The sequence below is a fragment of the Proteus vulgaris genome, assembly GCF_016239305.1.
Taxonomy (GTDB): Bacteria; Pseudomonadota; Gammaproteobacteria; order Enterobacterales; family Enterobacteriaceae; genus Proteus; species Proteus vulgaris_C.
On record NZ_JAEHOQ010000005.1, the window covers coordinates 61,281 to 82,960 of the forward strand.

General features: G+C 34.9%; 19 protein-coding genes and 4 pseudogenes. 11 read left to right on the forward strand and 12 right to left on the reverse strand.

Features of this window, described 5'->3' with window-relative positions; genetic code table 11:
* Nucleotides 1-20: 20 nt before the first annotated feature.
* The 3 genes from JEP40_RS04955 to JEP40_RS04965 are packed head-to-tail and all read left to right on the forward strand — an operon-like array spanning nucleotide 21 to nucleotide 4,301.
* The gene (locus JEP40_RS04955) at nucleotides 21-701 is read left to right on the forward strand and encodes a molecular chaperone (RefSeq protein ID WP_198622711.1); all 681 of its coding nucleotides are present in this window, start codon (nucleotides 21-23) and stop codon (nucleotides 699-701) included.
* A gap of 18 nt (nucleotides 702-719) precedes the next feature.
* Nucleotides 720-3,230 carry a fimbria/pilus outer membrane usher protein gene (locus JEP40_RS04960; protein WP_198622712.1) on the forward strand — a complete coding sequence of 837 codons (2,511 nt, stop codon included), beginning with the start codon at nucleotides 720-722 and terminating at the stop codon, nucleotides 3,228-3,230.
* A gap of 9 nt (nucleotides 3,231-3,239) precedes the next feature.
* Nucleotides 3,240-4,301 carry a fimbrial protein gene (locus JEP40_RS04965; RefSeq protein ID WP_232799156.1) on the forward strand — a complete coding sequence of 354 codons (1,062 nt, stop codon included), beginning with the start codon at nucleotides 3,240-3,242 and terminating at the stop codon, nucleotides 4,299-4,301.
* A gap of 82 nt (nucleotides 4,302-4,383) precedes the next feature.
* Here the strand turns inward: JEP40_RS04965 and JEP40_RS04970 are convergent, their stop codons facing one another.
* The 9 genes and pseudogenes from JEP40_RS04970 to JEP40_RS05010 form a co-directional block, all read right to left on the reverse strand.
* Nucleotides 4,384-5,484 carry a hypothetical protein gene (locus tag JEP40_RS04970; protein WP_198622713.1) on the reverse strand — a complete coding sequence of 367 codons (1,101 nt, stop codon included), beginning with the start codon at nucleotides 5,482-5,484 and terminating at the stop codon, nucleotides 4,384-4,386.
* 8 nt (nucleotides 5,485-5,492) lie between these two features.
* Nucleotides 5,493-6,008, reverse strand: a complete 516-nt coding sequence (locus JEP40_RS04975) for a fimbrial protein (protein ID WP_198622714.1) — start codon at nucleotides 6,006-6,008, stop codon at nucleotides 5,493-5,495.
* 9 nt (nucleotides 6,009-6,017) lie between these two features.
* The gene (locus tag JEP40_RS04980) at nucleotides 6,018-6,545 is read right to left on the reverse strand and encodes a fimbrial protein (RefSeq protein WP_198622715.1); all 528 of its coding nucleotides are present in this window, start codon (nucleotides 6,543-6,545) and stop codon (nucleotides 6,018-6,020) included.
* Nucleotides 6,538-7,026: a hypothetical protein gene (locus JEP40_RS04985; RefSeq protein WP_198622716.1), complete on the reverse strand. Its 489-nt coding sequence runs from the start codon at nucleotides 7,024-7,026 to the stop codon at nucleotides 6,538-6,540. Before JEP40_RS04985 ends, JEP40_RS04980 begins: the two co-directional genes overlap by 8 nt.
* A gap of 15 nt (nucleotides 7,027-7,041) precedes the next feature.
* Nucleotides 7,042-7,776: a molecular chaperone gene (locus JEP40_RS04990; RefSeq protein ID WP_165121786.1), complete on the reverse strand. Its 735-nt coding sequence runs from the start codon at nucleotides 7,774-7,776 to the stop codon at nucleotides 7,042-7,044.
* Nucleotides 7,777-7,797: 21 nt separating this feature from the next.
* A complete protein-coding gene (locus tag JEP40_RS04995; protein WP_420094336.1) occupies nucleotides 7,798-10,302 on the reverse strand; it encodes a fimbria/pilus outer membrane usher protein in 2,505 nt (834 codons plus the stop codon).
* A gap of 39 nt (nucleotides 10,303-10,341) precedes the next feature.
* Entirely contained in the window at nucleotides 10,342-10,929 is a 588-nt protein-coding gene (locus JEP40_RS05000; RefSeq protein WP_198622718.1) for a fimbrial protein, read from the reverse strand.
* 58 nt (nucleotides 10,930-10,987) lie between these two features.
* Nucleotides 10,988-11,542 carry a fimbrial protein gene (locus JEP40_RS05005; RefSeq protein WP_166540337.1) on the reverse strand — a complete coding sequence of 185 codons (555 nt, stop codon included), beginning with the start codon at nucleotides 11,540-11,542 and terminating at the stop codon, nucleotides 10,988-10,990.
* A 1,159-nt stretch (nucleotides 11,543-12,701) separates the two neighbouring features.
* Nucleotides 12,702-12,890 (reverse strand): annotated as a pseudogene (locus tag JEP40_RS05010) (Arm DNA-binding domain-containing protein); the annotation flags it as partial.
* 486 nt (nucleotides 12,891-13,376) lie between these two features.
* Here JEP40_RS05010 and JEP40_RS05015 point away from each other — a divergent pair.
* A complete protein-coding gene (locus tag JEP40_RS05015; RefSeq protein ID WP_198622719.1) occupies nucleotides 13,377-14,036 on the forward strand; it encodes a hypothetical protein in 660 nt (219 codons plus the stop codon).
* Between the two features lie 402 nt (nucleotides 14,037-14,438).
* Here JEP40_RS05015 and JEP40_RS05020 read toward each other — a convergent pair.
* Nucleotides 14,439-14,690, reverse strand: a pseudogene (locus tag JEP40_RS05020) (integrase core domain-containing protein); the annotation flags it as partial.
* Between the two features lie 56 nt (nucleotides 14,691-14,746).
* Here JEP40_RS05020 and JEP40_RS05025 point away from each other — a divergent pair.
* The 5 genes from JEP40_RS05025 to JEP40_RS05045 are packed head-to-tail and all read left to right on the forward strand — an operon-like array spanning nucleotide 14,747 to nucleotide 17,737.
* Complete coding sequence (locus JEP40_RS05025; protein ID WP_198622720.1) at nucleotides 14,747-14,992, forward strand: hypothetical protein; 246 nt, start codon at nucleotides 14,747-14,749, stop codon at nucleotides 14,990-14,992.
* Nucleotides 14,989-15,411 carry a phospholipase D-like domain-containing protein gene (locus JEP40_RS05030; RefSeq protein ID WP_198622721.1) on the forward strand — a complete coding sequence of 141 codons (423 nt, stop codon included), beginning with the start codon at nucleotides 14,989-14,991 and terminating at the stop codon, nucleotides 15,409-15,411. The genes JEP40_RS05025 and JEP40_RS05030 overlap by 4 nt, the downstream gene beginning before the upstream one ends.
* A complete protein-coding gene (locus JEP40_RS05035; RefSeq protein WP_232799157.1) occupies nucleotides 15,393-16,340 on the forward strand; it encodes a DUF6396 domain-containing protein in 948 nt (315 codons plus the stop codon). The genes JEP40_RS05030 and JEP40_RS05035 overlap by 19 nt, the downstream gene beginning before the upstream one ends.
* 12 nt (nucleotides 16,341-16,352) lie before the next feature.
* Nucleotides 16,353-16,616, forward strand: a complete 264-nt coding sequence (locus JEP40_RS05040) for a PAAR domain-containing protein (RefSeq protein WP_109395218.1) — start codon at nucleotides 16,353-16,355, stop codon at nucleotides 16,614-16,616.
* On the forward strand, nucleotides 16,613-17,737 hold the full coding sequence (locus JEP40_RS05045) for a hypothetical protein (RefSeq protein ID WP_198622722.1): 1,125 nt from the start codon (nucleotides 16,613-16,615) through the stop codon (nucleotides 17,735-17,737). The genes JEP40_RS05040 and JEP40_RS05045 overlap by 4 nt, the downstream gene beginning before the upstream one ends.
* Nucleotides 17,738-18,141: 404 nt before the next feature.
* On the opposite strand, the pseudogene JEP40_RS05050 reads toward JEP40_RS05045, so the two are convergent.
* Nucleotides 18,142-18,408, reverse strand: a pseudogene (locus tag JEP40_RS05050) (tyrosine-type recombinase/integrase); the annotation flags it as partial.
* Nucleotides 18,408-19,619, reverse strand: a pseudogene (locus JEP40_RS05055) (tyrosine-type recombinase/integrase); the annotation flags it as partial. The pseudogenes JEP40_RS05050 and JEP40_RS05055, both read right to left, overlap by 1 nt.
* A 487-nt stretch (nucleotides 19,620-20,106) precedes the next feature.
* Between JEP40_RS05055 and JEP40_RS05060 the strand changes: the two are divergent.
* Nucleotides 20,107-21,375, forward strand: a complete 1,269-nt coding sequence (locus JEP40_RS05060) for a DUF4225 domain-containing protein (RefSeq protein ID WP_198622723.1) — start codon at nucleotides 20,107-20,109, stop codon at nucleotides 21,373-21,375.
* Nucleotides 21,372-21,656: a hypothetical protein gene (locus JEP40_RS05065; RefSeq protein ID WP_198622724.1), complete on the forward strand. Its 285-nt coding sequence runs from the start codon at nucleotides 21,372-21,374 to the stop codon at nucleotides 21,654-21,656. The genes JEP40_RS05060 and JEP40_RS05065 overlap by 4 nt, the downstream gene beginning before the upstream one ends.
* Nucleotides 21,657-21,680 lie beyond the last annotated feature (24 nt).

A 21,680-nucleotide genomic window follows, 5' to 3' on the forward strand; every position in this document is an offset into this window, starting at 1 on the left:
TATTAAAAAGGTCTTTATTTATGATACTAAAAAAAACACTTTTAGGATTAGGGCTATTATTAAGCTCAATCACCTCAAGCTTTGCTGGATTTGGTTTAGAAACCACTCGTGTTATTTATAATGAAAATAATAATAACGAAGGTTTTGTCGCTTTTAATAGTGATAAAAATACTAATTACTTATTACAGTCTTGGGTTGAAGATCTTAATGGTAAATTAACACAAGATTTTGTTATTACTCCACCATTAATCAAATTAATGGCACAACAAAAAAACACCTTACAAGTGACTAAAAATACTACATTACCCAATAATATTGAGTCTCTATATTGGATCAATGTGAAATTTGTCGCACCTAGCAATGAGAATTTAGAAAATGTTTTACGCTATTCTATGACCAATAGAATTAAACTTATCTACCGACCAGACGCACTAAATAACCCTAAAATTGAAAGTAAAATCAATCAATTGAAATGGTCGTATAAAAATAACGATCTTGTTGTTGTGAACAATTCACCCTATTTTTTAAATATTGGAAAGCTCATTATTGATGGCAAAGAAATTGAAGCAGTACCCAGTTACTTCGCACCACAATCAGAAACCATTATTAATATAAATAAAGTGATTTCAGGTAAAGAGAAAATAAAATTAATTTATATTGATGATTTCGGTAAAAGTCTTCCAGTTGAATTCTCATTATAATAAGAGACATTATTCAATATGAAAAAAGTAATGGATAATTATTTCAATAAATCACCATTATACCTCTTGGTTGCTGGTACTTTATTGGCTTCTTCTAATATATCTGCAAACGATTATTATCCTGCTAATCTATTAAATATTGAAGGGAGTACCCAACAAGTTACCAATGAAGACCTTAATGTTTTTAGAGAGAATAGTATTGCCCCAGGTCAATATAACGTAACCCTTTTTGTGAATGATAATCGCGTACTAACCCGTGAGTTTGATTTTATTCTCATGGAAGATGAAGAGGGTAATAAAATATTAGCACCTCGTCTTACAGCTGAAGAGTGGTATAAAGCAGGTGTTGACCTCCCTCATGAGGTGATTAATAAAAACAAAAATAATGATTTTATTAATCTCAACGATATCAATAATACCTATGGCCATCTTGATTTAAATAGAAAACAATATATTTTAACGATACCACAGTTATATGTTAACGAAGATAGATTAAAAGAAAATGAAATAAAAAATTGGGATTCAGGTATTCCAGCATTATTAGTTAATTATGCCTTTTCTTCATTTAATAGCCGTAGTCATGGTAATACAGTAGACAGTTATTATGGCAATATTCAAACCCAAGTTAACTTAGGATCTTGGCGCTTTAATAACTATTCAACATGGGCAAAGAATGAGAATGGAGATAAAAAATGGAATACACTAAGTAATGTGATTTCTAGAGCAATCATCAGCATTAATAGTGAATTAATGATTGGTGATCTTTATTCTTCTTCACAATTATTTGATTCAGTAAAATTTAGAGGTATTAAATTAGTCACTGATAGATTAATGACACCAACACAAAATAGAACTTATGCACCGAGTGTTTCTGGTATTGCCAATTCAGAATCTATAGTCACTATTACTCAAAATGACCAAGTTATTTATAAACGCAGTGTACCTGCGGGGCCTTTTAATATTACCGATTATTATCCTATGAATAGTGGTGGAAATTTACATGTTAGCGTTACTGAAGCCGACGGTTCTGAAAAAAATTTCATAGTCCCCTTTTCTTCTATTGCCAATCTTGAACGAAAAGGTGAAATAAAATATAGCTTTTCAACCGGTAAATATGACGGTAATAATAGTGGTGATGGCGCCTATGTTGTTCAAACTGAGGCTTTCTATGGTTTAACTGATTACGTTACTCTTTATGGCGGTGTACTTGTTGGTGAAAAATACCAATCTGCTGGTGTCGGAACAGGGGTAAATTTAGGAAGCTATGGCGCAATCACCACAGATTTATTATATGCCAAATCCTCCACTAACCATGGCAATGATGCATTACATGGTAATGCCTTTAGAGTCAATTATTCTAAAAATATATCAGTAACAGATACCACTCTTTCATTAGTAGGTTATCGCCATTTCGATGCCAATTTTCTTAATTTTACACAAGCAATGGAACACAAGGACACAAAATATAATCCAAGCAATGGATTGAAGAATGAATATACATTCTCCATTAATCAGCCTTTATTTTCTAATAATGCTTCAGTTAATTTGAATTCTGTTATTTATAAGTATATCGATGGGAAAACCGTTCACTCTTATAATGCGGGTATTAATAGCTCTATTAATAAAGTTAACTATAGCGTTTATTACACTTATTATGATGGCAGTCGTTATAACGATAAAAATAAAAATAGCCATGATTTAAGTATGAATATTAGCATTCCATTTTCATGGAATGAAAACTACATTTGGGCTAATTACGGTATTTCGACTAATAATGATAACCAAGTATTACAAACCGCACGTCTAAGCGGAACCTATGGTGATAAAAATCAAGCCAATTGGGATATTTATCAAGGATATGGCAATAAAGATATTAATTATAGTGGTGGTTTAAATGGCTCTTATAAAGCACAAAATGCTGTCGTTAATGCAGGATATTCATATACAGAAGATAAACAGAATATTAACTACGGTATTAGTGGGGCATTAGTAGCAACACAATATGGCGCGGTGTTTACGCCTTCATTACAACAAACAAATGCATTAATATTGACCAAGGATATCTCTGGCATAGAAGTGGTTAATGGCCAATCCATCAAAACCAATAATAGTGGGTTAGCCGTTGTTTCTGGTATGTCACCTTACCAAAAAAATAGCATTAGCGTTAATACCAATTCGATCCCGAGTAACACTGAAATCTCAAACAATATTATTAGTAATATTATTCCGACCAAAGGGGCGTTAGTGTTAGCGGATTTTGATGCTAAAAAAGGATTTAAATTTCTACTGACATTACAGACACCTGATAAAAGTACCATCCCAATGGGCGCTAAAGCCGAAATTGATAACGATGATACGCAATTAGTGGCGAGCTTCCATCAGCTCTATTTTGTTGCCAATAAACCACAAGGCAACATTCAGGTTTCATGGACTATTCACGGTGAGCAAAAAAGCTGTCATGCAACTTATGACATTAATAATACAGCGCCAGTTAATGGTTTATATATTTTAGATACTGAGTGTAAATAAGGAAATAAAATGACTAATTTAAAAAATAAGATGAACAAATTATTATTTCTAATTTTTATTCTTAGTTTATCTTCTCTCTCTTTTTACAGCCATGCTGCACCTGATTGTGTCAATAACGGGGGGATCAAACATGGTACGATGGATGCCAGAGGTGGCACGATTGAACTAAAAGGGATGATTAAAAAGAACCAAGAAGTGGCTCGTTTTACATTTAAGCGTGATGGCTCTGATGTTGCAGTCGCAGATTGCCCAGATGGTGCTGAGTTCTATGCTTATGCAACATATAGTGAAGGTAGTGGTGTAATACCAACATATTATGGAGATATTGATGGTAGACCTGCATATTATGTTGTACGCAATGGTCCTACGGTAGGCTTAGATGATTATGCTTATGTTTTAATCGAAAACCAATCTGGTCTTGCATTTAGAAGCCAACCTGGACAAGAAATCCCTGTTAATGCACCTAAACTTAATACAAGAGACGCTACAGTAATTGTTTACTCAACTAAAGATAACCCTAAATCACAGCGTTTTACGACACAATATATTGGCTCTATATTAATTAATCGCTTTAATTCTGGTGGTGGAACCACAGCGGTTGGTTTCAGTTATCGTCTATCGGTAAATATTATTAGTGCGCCAACATCTTGTAGTGCAGAAAATACCAATCTTGAAATGAATTTGCCTAAAATGCCTATTACCGCATTTTCTGATATCGGATTCCCAAGCGATAATCAATATGCCGAAGAACATCTTAGAATTAATTGTACAGGTGATGCTTCAGCTAAAATAAAATTAATGGCACATAATACAACAAGTTATGAAGGGCAAAAAACAATTATTAAACCCGATAATGAAGATAATAGAAATAATGCCAAAGGTGTGGGCTTTGTGGTTTCATCTCCTTTAAATGATGATACGGTATTAATTAATAATCAGTTTGTAAAACTGGCAGATTTAACCAGTGGGATCAATAGTGTTCCATTAAAAGCTGAATATTATCGTTATGGTGATGAGGTAAAACCCGGCAAGCTGAGTGCCTCCGCAAACTTTGTATTAGAGTTTAATTAAAAAGCCGTTGATAATTAAATAAGCCACAATCTTAAAAAAAACGCTATTAAATTTAATAGCGTTTTTTATCAATAAGAAAGAATTAAGGATAAGCAGCAATTAATACGGCTGTACCACTATAATTTCCCCCACTAGCATTTGTTCCTTTTAATATACTTTCTATTTGGATCTGCTTATATTGCCCAACTCTAGAAATAAATTTCTGTCCTCTATTACCAGTCTCAGCATCAATCATTTGAATTTTGCTATAGATAGTTCTATCTGTACCATCGACTTTTAAAGGTAAACGTTGTTGAGGATCACCATCTTTGGTATAAAACAGTTCAAACTCAACGGGGGTTGGAACAACGTGGTCACAAGAGAAATTAATTGGTCTAACGACTCGACTTTCATATTTTTCAGCATTTAATACACCGTGGTTAATAATTAAGCTTCCACCTACATCAGTTCGGCATTCTGCTGGAGAAATAATAGTACCACCAATTAAACGCATAGGTGCGGTTACACTAGATACTGGCATCATTTGTGGCAATTTAGCCATCGTTTGAGCTAATGGAAATGTGCTGTATGCACGAGAATATCCAGCGAAATCAGAAGAAGGAATAACCGTAATCCCGTCTAAGTTTCTCTTTTTTACATAAACGGTTACTTCAAATGGGAATTGATAAACAAAGCTTTTCATAGTGGCAGTACCACTACCAGTTTGACATATTGCAGCTTTATAATTTATCCATTTATCCACCATACCTTTATTTGAATAAATAGTCACAAAGGTATTAAAACTCAATTGATAAAGAGGTAACCCATTAATTGTTGCATTACCTGGAGCTCTAGGAATATAAGTAAAAATTCTATGAAAACCTTCTCTACTTGTTGCTTTTACACTAGCATCCTCTTGATAAAAAGCCCCCGTACAATTAACTCGCCCTGATGGACGTAATCCCTTATCACTTATAACATAAGTATCACCGATTTTATAATAATAAACCCCATCAGTACCAACACTGGGTATAGTTGAGATTTTTGCATTTCGACTTAAGTCAATAATATATCCATCTTGAGCGTTTTGTGCAGTACTAGTATATATTTTAGCTGGCGCCGCTACTGTATTATTTGTTAACAATAGTCCTGTTACAAAAATAGTGTAAGAAATTTTATTTAGCACTATTAAAAAATTCTTCATACTAACCTCTAATTATAATCAACTAATAGCGAGACATTAGCTGTAAAAGGTCCCATTTTAAGCTGTGTGCCAGATCGATTTGAGACCAACTGAGTACTTAGTGATATTTTCCCTGAATTACTGCTACTAAGAATGGGTGTAATACGTTCATAACGCTGAACATTAATTTTACGTTTACCACTGGTAATATCAGAAAATTCAATCCCTAATTGATCTGTTGTTGTGGCTAATACATCAACACCATTATAAGAAAAATAACCATTATCTTTAGGAGAAAGATATAAATTCATCATTTTATTTAAGTTACAATCTTTAATTAATACATCAAAAGTTTTTGGTGGTGTCTTTACTATTGCATTAACATCCACATTTTGAAAATCAACAAACAGCTCTTTGGCTCCTTTCGCATCCGTCACAGTACATGCTGGATTAATTAGTGTTGCATTAACGGTAATATAAATTTCAGCAGATGAAATAGGTACATATAATAAGCCAATAGTTAGCGCTAGTATTATTTTTTTCATTATCGCCTCCTATTGATAATCTATATTAAATGTAATGGTTGATGAGAATGCACCCTCTTTTAAATCCCCAGTGACAGGTGGGCGTGCATAAACCTTAAAATTCAATAAGTTTTGTTCATTTTGACCTGTCACTAAAACACGAGCCATATCAATTTTTTCATTAAATTTAATGACTGCATCATTGTTATCCAGTAGACCTAATAAAACATTAGAGCCACCTTCTGTTTTTAAATAGCTAGTACCTTTATCTGTTACAAGAGTATTACTATTTAATTTTATTGAAATCGTTTTATTTAAATCACTCACATAACAATCAACAATGGGTATAGAAAAATCAACAGGTTGAGAACGCCCATATTCATAAAGGTATTTGCTACTAATCTTATTAAGCTGAACCTCTAAATTATAAGGTGATTCAGGAAGTTTACATCCTGTAGAAACTAGATTTCCCATAAAAGAAATATCTAATGAACCACCTGCATAGCTATAAGTGGAGAGGCTACATAATGGCAATAGTAGATAAATCAACTTATTCATAATATATCTCCATCAGATAACTATGAGCACCTAATTCTCGCGTTTCGAATTGCAATGCATTTCTACCATTTTGTAATGAAAATTTCTGCTTTGACAAAACACGATCATATTCAATAAAAGATAAATTAATGGGAGTCGGTGCCGTCATATTTTTAACAGCCTGTGGAGAAAAAGAATTACCCATACCACATTCGGATAAATTCGCTGTAATTAAAAAAACATCATAACTTAGAAATTTATTTTTTGGACGATAACTTTTTATTTTGTAGTCAATAAACTTACAGGGTGAACTGACAAGATTAGCAGTGACATAAATATAACCACTGCTTTTATTGTTATATGCACTTTCTATCGTCTCAGTAGAATTTAGTAAAGGTTTTGTTTCAATAGTAATTATTTTGGCATAGGCATAACTCCCAGATAATAAAATTATCATAGATAAACAGCTATTTTTTAGATAACGAAATTTCTGGGAATTCATATTCTATTCCTTATGTTACATTTCTTTTGCTACTGTGCATTTCGCTTGTTCACACTTAAATTGTAGCGTCGGTTTTCCGCCGTAATCATTAATAATGGTCATATAGGGAACATTTGTTTTAGGTACAGCGAATTCATGATCTGATTTAGGTGGGATCATCACAACGCTAAAGGCACCTGTTTCAGATGCTTTTTGTGTTGAAGCCAATCCAATCACAGTTAAATAAAAAGGTGTCACGTTATTCACGGTATACCCTTTCGCTGACGGTGTTAATGTCACATTATGAAACCACATGCTGTCTGCTTGTGACAGAATTTCAGCAGGGCGATAGAACAGTTTTACTCTACTTTGTAATGCAATTTGTAAAACGTTCGCTTCTTCAGATTTAGGTGGAACCTCACGTAAGTTATAGTAAAAAACAGTCTCTCTATCTTTTGGTAATGATGCGATAGAAGGTGTCGTACTAATTTGAACGATACTTGATGATTTAGGATCTAGACGCTGAATAGGTGGCGTCGCAATTAATGGTCCTGTTGTTAATTTTTTCTCATTAGCATCATCAATCCATGTTTGTGCTAAATAAGGAAGTGTTGGATTATCATTACGAATAGTAATGTTAATCGATTTTTCAGTTCCAGGAAAAATCACTCTCGTTCTATCTAGTGTTACTGCACTTTGAGCAACACTAGAGATCCCCATTAATGAGATGAAAAGAGTGGAAATAACAGTTTTATTAAATTCTTTTTTCATTTACGGTTAACCTTATTAGCATCACTTACATGGCATTAATAGCATTTGTGTTTTGGGATCAATGGCTTCAGGTAAATTAATGGTGCAACGCTTTTCATTTCCCCAGAAGACACCTAGTTCTTCATTTTCAGCGACACCAACTACCCAAGCTATACCTTCGTCTCCAACAATACCTAATTCCACATTATCTTTATTACGAATACTTGCCCCAAATGGTGGATGTTTACCATCACTCATCTTAACTGTAGCAAATAACTTATAGCCTTTAATTACTTTCATTTGACGATAACCAATTGCACCTCTTGTTAAAGTGACATCTGTCATCGTATCAATAGCGTCATAGTTATCCGGTAATGCACTTACATCTATCGCCGCTGATGAACTACGGAAACTAGTAACACTTGGTATAACAGCTAATCCAAATGCATTAGTTTTTACTGATTCACCTTCAATAGGAACACCTGCTATTCCCGGTGTTTCAATAAGTAAGCGTGTATCACCATAAGCAGGTTGATGAAGTACCAGACCATGAGATGTTCCGGTTAAACCACCTGAAAGTGTCCCGCTCAAACTCTTATATTGACTAGGTACATAACTTGCACTTGCTGCAAGGTTTGCAAGACTCATATCTTTGCTGACATAACCACTAAATGAAGATTCTGAATCCACTTCTTTTCCATGTGTTAAGCCTGCATTCATGCTGTAACTTAAACCTTCATCATATCCACTATAGCCCACGTTATGGTTGTAACGCCCTTTTCCATCTGTTTTTGTATATTGTTCAGAGAAAGTCAGGTTGCCACCTTGATCGAAAGGCACAGATACATACAAACTCAAAGTGTCATCATTCACGCCTTCACGCTGAGAGCGGAAAGCAGAGAGTGTTAAGTTAATATCGCGAATTTTCACTTTAGATAAAGAGAAGCGCGTATTCGCATAAACACCATATTGTGTTTGAGAACGGCTATTCCAGAATGTATTATGTTGATAATTAAGTGATAGTGAGAAATTATCAAAATATTTATTTAAATAAATTTGGTAACTTTCTTTTGGAGAATAAGCATCCTGCCCAGTTCTCCGCTCTTCCATGGCTTGACTTAAGGTACGATAATCCTCATCTGTAAAGCGATAACCTGCAAAGGTAATATTGGTTTTTACTTCATCAAATGATTTCGAGTAGTTCACACGATATGAACGACCTTGTTTATCACTCTCTGATAATTTAGCAAATGATTGGTTGATATCAAAAGAGAGCGCACCAAACATAGAAAGGTCACGCCCAACACCAACAGCAACAGATTGGTAGTGTTGAGATAATTGGCTACCACCATATAAGCTCCACGCATTACTCACACCATAGGAAATTTCACCACCAATTGCAGTGTCACCCGTTAATCTATGATCTTCATAACGTGATTTACCCCCCACTAATTTATAGCGGATTTGCCCAGGACGAGTTAAATAAGGCAGTGTTGCAGTAGAAATAGTAAACTTACGTTCTTCACCATTATCTTCACGAATAGTGACATCTAATTGCCCTTGGATAGAGCTATCCAAAGTCTGAATTCTAAATGGTCCAGGTGGAACCGTTGTTTCTAAAATAATACGATCTTGGCTTTTAACAATAATGGTCGCATTCGTTTTTGCTACACCAACAATTTCTGGCGCATAGCCTACCAACTTAGGTGGTAACATGCGGTCGTCACTTTCTAAGGTGATACCAGTGTATTGCCAAGCATCAAATAGTTGTGAATAAAAGTAGTTTTCACCGACAGTTAATGTCGCGGCCAACGCTTTAATAGAACGATAAGCATAAAAACGATTGAAATCAAAATTATGTGATTCATGTTTATCACTGCTATTTCCGCCGTTTTCTTTCTGGTAACTCATACTGTAGTCACTACGAAAACGCCAAACACCCATATTAAAACCACTGGTACCATTCATAGATGCATAAACAGACTTAGAACCTGAATTATATTTAGCACCGCTGAGTGATAACGTGTAATCAATAAATGCACCTACAATACCTTCTTCCCAACGTGAAGGAGGTACCCATGAAGGATCTGAATATTGTAACCACGTTTGTGGAACCGTTAATTTAAGCGCAAGTGCGGGCAAATCAAATGTTAAATTTGTCCCCGTTAATGGTGATAAATCTAAACATTGGCCATCATGGTGTGTTAGAACTTTTTTTTCTGCTTCTTCTGTTAACCCTAATTTTTCGAGATTATTACTAGGCACACAGACAGTATTAAATATATTTTCTGAAGATGCTGTTTTTTCAATTGGATAAACAGAGACTTTTTGACTAGGACCGATCCTTTCACCATTACTAAAAATAGTAAGATGGTAATCCCCTGGCATAATATAGCCAGCACTATTAAATTGGCTGATATCAATATTTGCGGCATCGGAAGCATCAAGAATATCTGTATTAAATTCGACAGAATAAGCATAGAAGCACGGTGACATTGTTAGTAATAAAACTACTTTTGCCATATTTTTTGAAATTAGCATATTCATTCACCGTGATAATGTGATTCAACAAAATAAATTTATTATCTATTTATAATCGATTGAAAAATACACAAATGCAGAGTGTTTTCCTGCTTCTATTATTTGATTAGTAAAAGCAAGCTCAATTTGATAATTTAATATAGGTTCTCTTTTCGCATCTTTAGTATGATATATAAGATGATCAATATAATAAGATTTATTAGGGGTGATAATATTATCATCCTCATCTAAAATATAAAAACCTAATCCATTAGAACTTCCAGACATTGAAAATATAGAATCATTATTAGCTTCTAATCCATTAAATTGAATATTTAATGCTTTTTTGTCTGTATCACTATATTGACTAACACAACTCGATAATCTTATATAAAATTTCTTTCTTAAACTTTCTCTCTTTACTTTATTATCAATGGCAGATAACGATATATCTCCAAATTGAATATATTGATAACGATCTTCCATTTCAATAGAGCAAGGCGATGCTATAATTGAGCCAACTAATGATGCATTACCTTTGAGGACTTTAGGTTTTACTACGTCATCAAAAGCAAAAGAGACTGATGATACAAAAAATAGTACTCCCATCGTATTTAAAATAGTCAGATACTTATTTTTATTAAATTTCATCATCTCATTACCATTATTTAAATATGTATAGGGGAAAATCCCCTATACATATATTGGTGCATTATTCGTATGAAATACGGAAGTCAGCGATAGCAGAGAATTCACCTTCTTTAACTTCTTTAGATGCATCAACAGCTTTAGCTAAAGCTGTAAACTCAAGTACGTTAGTACCTTGTTTGTTACGCATTTTAGCTAAGATATCAGACGCTTCACCAAATTTGTAAGTATCAATAGCGATACCAACGTTGTTAGCTTTAGTTCTGTCAGTTGCTAACAGTGTATTTGTTGCATCTGCATATGAACGTCCATCAAACTGGATTTTCATAGTTTTAACAGGTAACCATTCGCCATTTTCGTCTTTTTTGAATTTGTCGAAGTTACATTGTTCTAATTTAATAGTGAATGCTCTTTCTCTTTCGTTACCTTGCTCTAAAAATACACGAGAAATTTCACCAAATTTAACTGTTTGATTTAAACTTTCGTCAGCAATGTTACATGGAGAATCAACAACTGAACCAACGAAGTTAACTACGCCATTATTATCAGCAATAGAACCGAAAGATGCTAAAGATAATGCAACTGCAGCGCCAACGATGCTTAATTTCTTAAATGTCATTATGTATACCTCAAAAGTAAGTTAATATCTGACTAACGTCATTTTTTTAAAATAGTAGAGCTTATCTTTATTAGATTAAGATATTTAAACCTTAATCTAATTACCTAGATATTATTAATGAAATAATTAACTTATATTTTTTAATTACCCACTAAGTTTCGTTACGCACATACTATAACTTGAAATATTTCTTTTCAATTTGTAAAAGAACTTAAGATTAAATAAAAAATAGTAATGATTTTTAATAGAATGTAGGGTTAAAAGATCGAATAGCATCGAAAAAAGATCAATAATAAGTATAATAAACCAAAAAACAAATTAGGATAATCTGTATATGAGCAGAAGATTAATTTATTAATACTCGCATTAAGATTAAAAATGACATTATTCATCAGAAATTAAGACTATTCTTGGCTATTGATATTCAATAAGAAACAGCAAAATTACACGTAAAATACGTAAAATACACACGCATTTAATTTTATAAACAATTTTGAAACAAATAATAAACAAAACATAGGCTGAGCTTATATCAATACTTACATTTAATATCGCCAATCCAGATAATGCTTTAAATCAAAAAAACAAATTTAGAATTATTGTCTAATGAGTGTCATTATTAAGTCCTTATTTGTCTATCTAAAACAGAACACCAACATAATTGTATGATCCTATTTTCACATATAAATTAATTAAGTATTATTACCTAGTTATTTACAATTTATTTTTTTAGATGACAGAGTGTTACTTGTTAAGAACAAGTAGCAAAAAAAACATTTCACTCACAATTGACTTTAAAATACTTAATTCAATTTAATATATTAAATTTTACTCAAATAAATTTATTCTTATTAGATAAAGCTCATTATTCGTGATGTTGTAAAAATAAACACTAACAATAAAAAATCTAATAAATACTTATTTTAGAATAATAACGTAACTATTTTTTATGCTTTGGATAAACAATATGATCTATATTTCTTTCATACGTATTTATTATCTTAATTCGATACTCACTAAACAATAATAGAAAGAAAAGTGAAATTATTTCTTTTTGATAGGTTTTTCATAATCACAGGTGAGTTTGTATCATTCACTAACTGAGTAGTAGTAAGGAACTGGCCAGTTATATTATAAGCAGAGTTATAATCAATTAAGCTTCGCTGGGATCAAAACCATTCGCTATTAACTTTCTGGCTATATCTCTTTTTTCTCTGGCTTTTGCAAGTGAGATATCAGGGTAAGCACCCAGCGCCAACATTTTTTGCTTACCGCCAAAGCGATACTGTAAACGCCAATATTTTGAGCCGTTGGTATGTACCATCAAGTGCATACCATCATTATCTGTTGGTACAAACTATTATCGAATCGAGAGATATCAACAATATACCATAGCAAATAGCAAGTACTGATATTGATTAACTTGAGTATAACTAGAAAGGCTAAGAAGAAAGGAAAACCTTAAAAATCATAAAATTTAAGCATAAAAAAAGACGCTGTTAGCGTCTGATTTTTGGCGCGAAGGCCGGACTCGCATTTTATAGGCAATATATTGTTTTTGTTTGGTATAAATTTAAAGATAATTTTTTGTATACTTAAATGTATACTCAGTGGTTTGAGGTTTGAAAACTAAATTAATTAGCACCATCCCCCCTCTTACATAAGCTGTTGCCATAATAGCATCTTTATCATTTTCATTGGATATTATTAATAACGTCAATACTCTACTCTTATCTATTGTAACCCTTGGTAATTGTTAAAAATAACTTGTTAATGCCTTAACACTGGTCAACAATAACATTTAACTTAAGTTCAATTACGTTTAGGGACAGCCATGGCTATAGGATATTTTTTACGAGTTGGCGATAAAACAACCTGTGGTGGTCAGATTTTAACGGGTGATGGAATACTGCTATATATGACAGGTGAAGACGCTCGAAAATATATCAGAGATGAATTATACATTACGAATGCAAGGGTTTTTAAAATAACGGATGCAGATACAGACAAAACAGAAACGTATTTTAATAACCTTTGGAAATCAGGCAGCATCCCCAACCTTCCTGAAAAAGCAGGTGAATTGACCCGTAGAAACGGCAGGTCTATAGATATTTATGATGTCTCAGGCAATAATTGTACAACCCATACTGTAAAGGGGTTAAAGCAATCTGGCACACGGATATTTGAAGACAGTTATACACCAATGAGAACGCAGTATCCGATCGAACGAGAAGAGGCGTTCACAGTACCTGTTTCATTCCAAAATTATTTGGATGGCAAGAAAAATAATTTTAAGAAGCTTGATGTCATTGAAGTAACAAGTGACTTCCATAAACAGTATCCAAATATCGACAATCTGACGCCATCAGATAAAGGGACTATGATTCAATTTTTTGAATTTGCCACATCGTCAGCGAAAATAGGCGGAGAGGCAACAAGTTTTGATGGTGGAGAAATGGGTGGAGGGGTCTTAGGTAGTACTTATGATAAATAAAACTTTTTTAAGGTGGTTTTTGACTATTCTTTTGATTTTGTTATTTTATTTAGGCTTAGCCATCTTTGACTTTGGGTTTAGTTCAAGCTTTACATACAACTATACTGTGATAGGTAATGATGATCCAATTACCGTTTGGCGCGCTTTCGTAGAGAGTTTGCGAGAGTATCATGATACTGCAATAGCTTATGTTATTTTTAGCACACCTATTTTGCTAATATTGTTATTTCTCATTCATAAAAAGATAAGATAGCAACTATCATATCGAATTGATGGGGGAGCGCCCTCACCGGTATCGTTCGCCCGCATTGAACCGTTTGCTCAGGTTCGTTAATGACTCAGTAAACCAATAGGCGATGTCCTTTTCACTCGCAAACTGCCGCATTGTTCTGCACAACAAAATTAGGACACTTTTCTTAAGGAATTTTGTTCATACTCAATGGCTGACAGATCACCGTTGGCAGTATGAAGCCATTCTAGGTTGTAATAGCGCATATAAGCGATAATCTCCTCTTTCATCTGTTTCCGAGTCGGCTGTGGGATTTTAAGTACCCAATCATGTTTTAAACTGCCAAAAAATCGTTCAACAACGGCGTTATCCCAACAGGCTCCGACATCGCCCATACTTGCTCGAATACCATAACTTGTCAGTAAGTGATGTTGAAAAAGTCTATCAACAAGCAATATCGACTGCTCGCAATTATATTTATATGGAAAATCAATATTTCCGTTATTCACCTTTTGTAAAAACATTAACAGAGGCAGTAAAAAAGAGAAAAGCAGAAGGATATCATTTACCCCTGTATTTATTTGTGGTGACAAATACCACGGCACTTGAAGAAATGAAAGTGGGGAGTTTTACGACTTACGATATGCTAAAAAAATTAAAGTATCCTGATCTGTGTCCTAATTTTTTTAAGAAAGACAAATTATCTGAAGATAAAAAAATGAAATGATAGAAAAAAGAATACCGGACTTAAATACGATTATTTGCACATTAGTGTCGACTAATCCAGATATAACACAAAAATCTCTTTGGCAACCGACTTATGTGCATAGCAAAGTATTAATGGTGGATGATGTCTTTATGACATTAGGATCGAGCAATATTAATTATCGCAGTATGCGATTTGATAGCGAATTAAATATTAATATACAAGATACCGATGCCGTAGGAATAATTAAACAGATGCGGGAATTTTTATGGCGACTTCATACTGGGGATGTGAATAGTAGTCTAAAGCAGGAATTTAAAAAATGGAATAAAATTGTTAATAAAAACCGTATTAATCAGAAAAGTACTCCACCATTATCACCTTATCATCCGTTAATTCAATTTTTAGATGAGAATACCTCATGGAAAAAACAAGAGTAATTAAATCCAATATTATTCTTTTATTTATTACTGTAATGCTGACGCAAATTTCAGGCTGTGGAGCAAAAAAACAAATGCATGATAACCTTAAAAACTTTCAATTTACCTGTGTTCATGAAAAAGATGTTTTTCCACCGTTAGATCCACAAGCAGACAGCTGGTTTAAACAGGCGGTGCAATTAAGTAAACAGGATAATCCCAATTTTAATCAAATAGCGCAGCTATATCGCCAAGCTGCTGAAAAAGGCCATTATAAAGCGATAGGTAATCTGCAACTTATGATAGCTGAAGGGGATATTGAACCTTCCGTGGGTAAATATCGAACTGATGAAGTTATCGAATTAGTCGAGCACTTAATTCAAATGAATATTCCCTTTGGTTATTACATTATGGGGACTTATTTAGAAAGAGGCTATGGCGTAGAGCAGGATAAAGGAGCCGCCTTTAGTTATATGTTAAAAGCCGCCGTGATGGGCAATCCGGATGGACAATATGTGATAGGGCAAAAGTTTATGGATGGAAGAGTCCCTGAATTATATCGCCTAGATTTAGGACGTGCGATGCTTGCTTGCGCATCAGAACAGGGATTTAAAGATGCGTCTTATTGGTTAGGAATGAGTTATTCAATGATAGATAAAGACTATTCCAAAGGACTAGGCTACTTTCATGAAGCGGCAAAACAAGGTAATTCCCTAAGTGCTTTTCAATTAGTGGATGCTTTTAAAACAGCTGATCCTACAAATCCAGATTATTTAGGACAGCAAATCGACTTAGAACGGTCTCGCCGTTATGATTTGATTAGTGACGAAATAGATGAACACCCCAACGCCAAATTCCCCGATATCGATAAAATCGTCCCTCTTCCTCCTGCTGAACTCCCCGAATGGGACGGTACTTTTGAGTATAAAAAACAACAGATAAGCCAATAAAAGGATGTGAGTATGCGCGCGATTATTCGTTTAGGTGATAAGACAACCCATGGCGGTGAAGTGATTACTGCATCGGGTTCCATCATGTACGGTAAACCGATAGCACTTGTCGGCGATAAGGTAAATTGCCCTAAGCAAGGACATGGAATAAACGCTATTTTACCCGGTTCAACGCGAATGATAATGTCAGGGCGTCAAGTTGCACTCAATGGTTTTCAAACTGAATGTGGTTGTACGCTGATTGCTAGCTTATCATCGTCAGGTGAACAATCATGATAAGTTGGAAAATCCCTTCCTTAACGCCCCCACCCGCCCCTAAACCTCCTCGTTTTATACGTTGGTTATTTATCATGATTATTATGGGAGCAATTGGATTTGCACTCGGCCTTTATTTATCCATAAGTGAAATACTATCACCCACAATAAATAACACCATGCTAATCGTTGTCTTTGCGCTTTGTCCCACGTTATTAACGGGTTTAATCCGACTCTTTATTTATTCTTTTGCCTCTTATCGTCATCAACTTTTTACCGACATACTTGATGATGCTAGACAAAAGTGGCGTCACTGGGCGGGTAAGCATCTTGGGTTATTAACGCATGCTCGATTAACGCATATTGATGAAGAGAGAAAAGAAGATGGGCCTTTATCTTCATTGACTCCCAATAAGGGCAATATCCTCAAGCTCGAACAATTAACGTCATGTTCTTTATGGGAAAAACAAGAAAGGGTGGTACAAAAATTATTGACTCCAATTGCAGAGTATTATCATCAATACAATCTGACTGTACCACTAACATTATATTGGCAAGTAGAAGAACAAAAGACTGATTGGCAAGCGCTTATTCAACAAGAAGCGGTACACTTATCATTACCGCTAGATACTGTCGAAATGTTGCCCTACGCGTCGTTCAATGAATGGCTATTAGCGTTGTATGAAAATTCTTTTGAGCCTAAAGTATACGCGATATTAACGTTTCAGTTAGATCCGACGGCCAGCGAAGAAGCCACGAGCCTATTGCTTGCCCCTCAAGGGCTTTATGAACAACTAAAGTCCCCGATTAAAGCAAAACTTCTACGCCCAATAGCCACAGAGAGAGACACTTTTGCTGATGCATTAAAGACACAATGTGAATTTCAATTAAGTGGTCCTCAATTAACCGCTCTTTGGCACAGTAATATGAACGAGAGTAATAAAGGAGAATGTATTCCGCACTATGTTCAACAAAATATGCGTTGTCTTTCTGAGCATTTTTATGACTCAAACATATTTTTGGGCATAGGCGGTTTAGCGAGGCATAGCGTAACACTCACTTTGGCTAGTGACGCTCTGATGCCCGCCCTGATAATTCATCAAAATGGAAATAAACTGTTATTGCAACAAGTCATTATCTAACGGTACATCGTCGATAAATAAATAGATGAAGGGGGATGATTATTGATGCGTACTTATTTTATACAGCCTACATGCCCGATTATAATGATGTTAATCTTAATGTTCTTTTAACTTACTTAGAAGAATGTTATCAGCACTATTTTGGTGGTGTCTTGTTCTAAATAAGCACACTGTTGAGTATAAAATTAAAAATAAAATCACAATAAATCAAAACACTAATGACTTAATACATTTTATCAAGCTTTCCATGTGATCCGCCTACACCTGTAACAATACCTCACATTCACTTATATAATCCTGTATTCTTCCTATATACACTATGTGTAGACCAAAATATCACTAAAACGTATAAAAAATAATTCCACATTAACCATCTTTACGTCTAGACGTAAAGATGGTTACTATTATTTAAAATTTATACTCAACACATTACCCAAACTCCCCTCCAACTCATCCATATAATCCGCATACCACTGCATCATTTCCCTGCGCCCATCCATATATTGAGCATGATTATACGTACCACGGATCCCGTTCTTATCGATATGCGCGAGCTGAGTTTCAATCCATACCGCGTTATATCCTTTCTCATGCAAAATAGTGCTCATTGTGTGGCGGAAGCCATGTCCTGTCAGCTTTCTTTTATACCCCAGTAACTCAATACCCCCATTTAAATTGCCTTTATTGAATTACTTGATTTTGCAAAACTAAACGGTGAAATACCCCTCTCCCTATTCGCATCCAGATAATCAGCCCACCATTGCACCATCAGTCGCCGTTCCTCGATATGCTCTGCTTTATGAATATAAGCCGCTCTCACTGAGTTGCGTTCTTGGTGGCTCATTTGTCTTTCTACTGCATCCTTCGACCATAGCCCTGACTCAATCAACGAGCTACATGCCATTGTTCTGAAACCATGTCCACAGACTTCGGTCTTAGTGTCATAAACCATCACTCGTAATGCGTTGTTTACCGTATTTTCACTCATTGGCTTTCTAGGGTTATGATCGTCGATAAAGATCAGTTCGTGATTACCGCTGAATTGGTAGATCTGTTTTAAGGTCTCAATGGCTTGTCGGCTTAGTGGTACTAAATGAGGAGTACGCATTTTTGATCCGCGATGTGAGTGCTTAACCCCTTCTATCGCTTCGCGTTCTGCAGGGATCGTCCACATGGCATTTTCAAAATCGATTTCATCCCAACGAGCAAAGCGTAGTTCACTGGAACGAATGAAGACTAGCAAGGTAAGCTTGACTGCAAGTTTAGTTAAAGGCCTTCCCTTATAATCATCGATGCGTTGTAAGAACTCAGGTAGGCGTTTAAGCTCTAACGCGGCTCTATGGGCTCGTTTACCAGTGGCAACTGCGCCCGCCATATCTTGTGCCGGGTTATAATCGATTAAACCACTTTGTACGGCATAACGCATTATGGCTGTCACACGTTGTTGTAAACGTGCTGCCACACAAAGACGTCCAGACATCTCTACGGCTCTAATGGGTTCAAGTAGGTCGCGAGTTTTTAGTTCGGCAATATTGCGTTTACCAATAGTAGAAAAGATATTGTCCTCAAGGCTTTTGAGAACTCTATGGCTATGGCCTTCAGACCACTTCTTATTTGTTGCGTGCCAATCACGAGCAACTTTCTCAAAGGTATTAAATTCCTTTTGCTGCTCTTCTTTAACTTCTTTGCGTTTTTCGCTTGGATCAAATCCATTAGCAATTAACTTTCTGGCGGCATCTCTTTTCTCTCTGGCCTCTGCAAGTGAAATATCCGGGTAAACACCCAGAGCCAACATTTTTTACTTACCGCCAAAGCGATACTGTAAACGCCAATATTTTGAGCCGTTGGTATGTACCATCAAGTGCATACCATCATTATCTGTTGGTACAAACTATTATCTAATCTAGAGATATCAACAACATACCATAGCAAATAGCAAGTTCTGATATTGATTAACTTGAGTATAACTAGAAAGGTTAAGAAGAAAGGAAAACCTTAAAAATCATAAAATTTAAGCATAAAAAAAGACGCTGTTAGCGTCTGATTTTTTGGTGCGAAGGCCGGACTCGCTTTTTATAGGCAATGCGTTGTTTTTATTGATTATAAATTTATAGATAATTTTTTGTATACTTAAATGTATACCCAGTAGTTTGGGGTTTGAAAACTAGATTAATTAGCACCATCCCCCCTCTTACATAAGCTGTTGCCATAATAGCATCTTTATCATTTTCATTGGATATTATTAATAACGTCAATACTCTACTCTTATCTATTGTAACCCTTAGTAATTGTTAAAAATAACTTGTCAATGCCTTAACACTGGTCAACAATAACATTTAACTTAAGTTCAATTACGTTTAGGGACAGCCATGGCTATAGGATATTTTTTACGAGTTGGTGATAAAACAACCTGTGGTGGTCAGATTTTAACGGGTGATTATACCTTTCAATTTTATGGAAGGTCTGCTGCACGTCAAGGCGACATAGTCACCTGTGGCAAACACTCGGGAACATACAACATACTTGGTGGCGTTAGCAACGTATGGAGTAATGGTAGAATGATGGCTGGGACACTGGATAGCTTCAGCTCCTGTCCGTGTAAAGCAAGACTAATAAACTCCATCACAGATTGCTACAGTAAAGAAGATGAACCGATGTCTCGCGCATATAGCCCTGTAGCTACCGAGGCTCCTATTCAGCAACCAATTAGCCAACCAAGTAATCATTATGCTCCTCCTATTATTGCCAATGACAGCAACAAAATTAGAATTGATGCACAACACCTGATTGATTGTGCAGATGAGCTTTGTGAAAAACATCTCTATTATCCTGACATAAAAAATGCCTTCCAAAGCCAAGTAGAAGCTTTTGCTTATCTTATTGTTGATCAAGTTGAATCTGGCCAAAAAAGTTATGAACAAGGTTCTGCTGAGTTAAAACAGGAAGAGAAAAGCTTACTGGAACAATCACTAAACTGGTTAACTAATGGTCTTTCAATTTTTGGTGGTGCAGGCATGGTGTGGGCTGGTGGTGCATTATGTGGAACAGGGCTTGGCTGTATTATCGGAGCTCCTTTAATTGCACATGGCGCTAATGGTATTTACGAGGGTATAGAAGGTTTAGTAGAAGGACGAGACGATATTCATGGGCCACTAAGAAAAGGTTATCAAATAGCTGCTAAAGAGCTTGGTTTTAATGAGTCTGTTGGAAATCTTATTTATGACCTTATAGATTTAGGAATATCTGTGCATGGTAAGCTAAAACTCGTCCCAAAACTAAATGAATTTGGTGATCCAAAGAAAAATCTATTTATTAAAGAGTACGCGCGACAAGATTTAGAAAAAGCATACAAACAAATGAGTGATAAACTTTTAAGTATTGAAATACTTAGTGATACTATCAATTTATTCAAAATAAAAGATGACATTCAGAATGCTTTTCTTCTAGACCAAGACTCTAATAATGTGATGATGGTTGTTGCTGAACCACAAAGCATTACTAATGTAAAAGATATTGTTGAGAACTGTGAACTTTACATTGTGATTTCAAACAATGATGAAAACAATTCTTACTACAAATGTACTGATGATAAAGGGAATGAGCAGAAGTATCACACTAATGGGGATATTATGAAATGATCCCCTATATTGCTTACTATTTTTTTGCTTTATTAGGGGTAATAGCCTATTTTGAAATAAAAAAACGTTATACCACGAATTACCATTATTCAAAGCGATTAATTCTTGCAAGACGACTCTTAATCATTTCTGATTATATTATTGTAGCCTATGGTATTTATTTAGCCTCAGAATTAAAAGAAGATACATTATTCAATTGGAGTATATTTATTTCAGCTGTGATCATTTTATTATTTTATTTAAAAATGATATGGACATTAGAATCTTTAGGACGGCGTTAATATAGGGTAGAGCCCTAGTCTCTA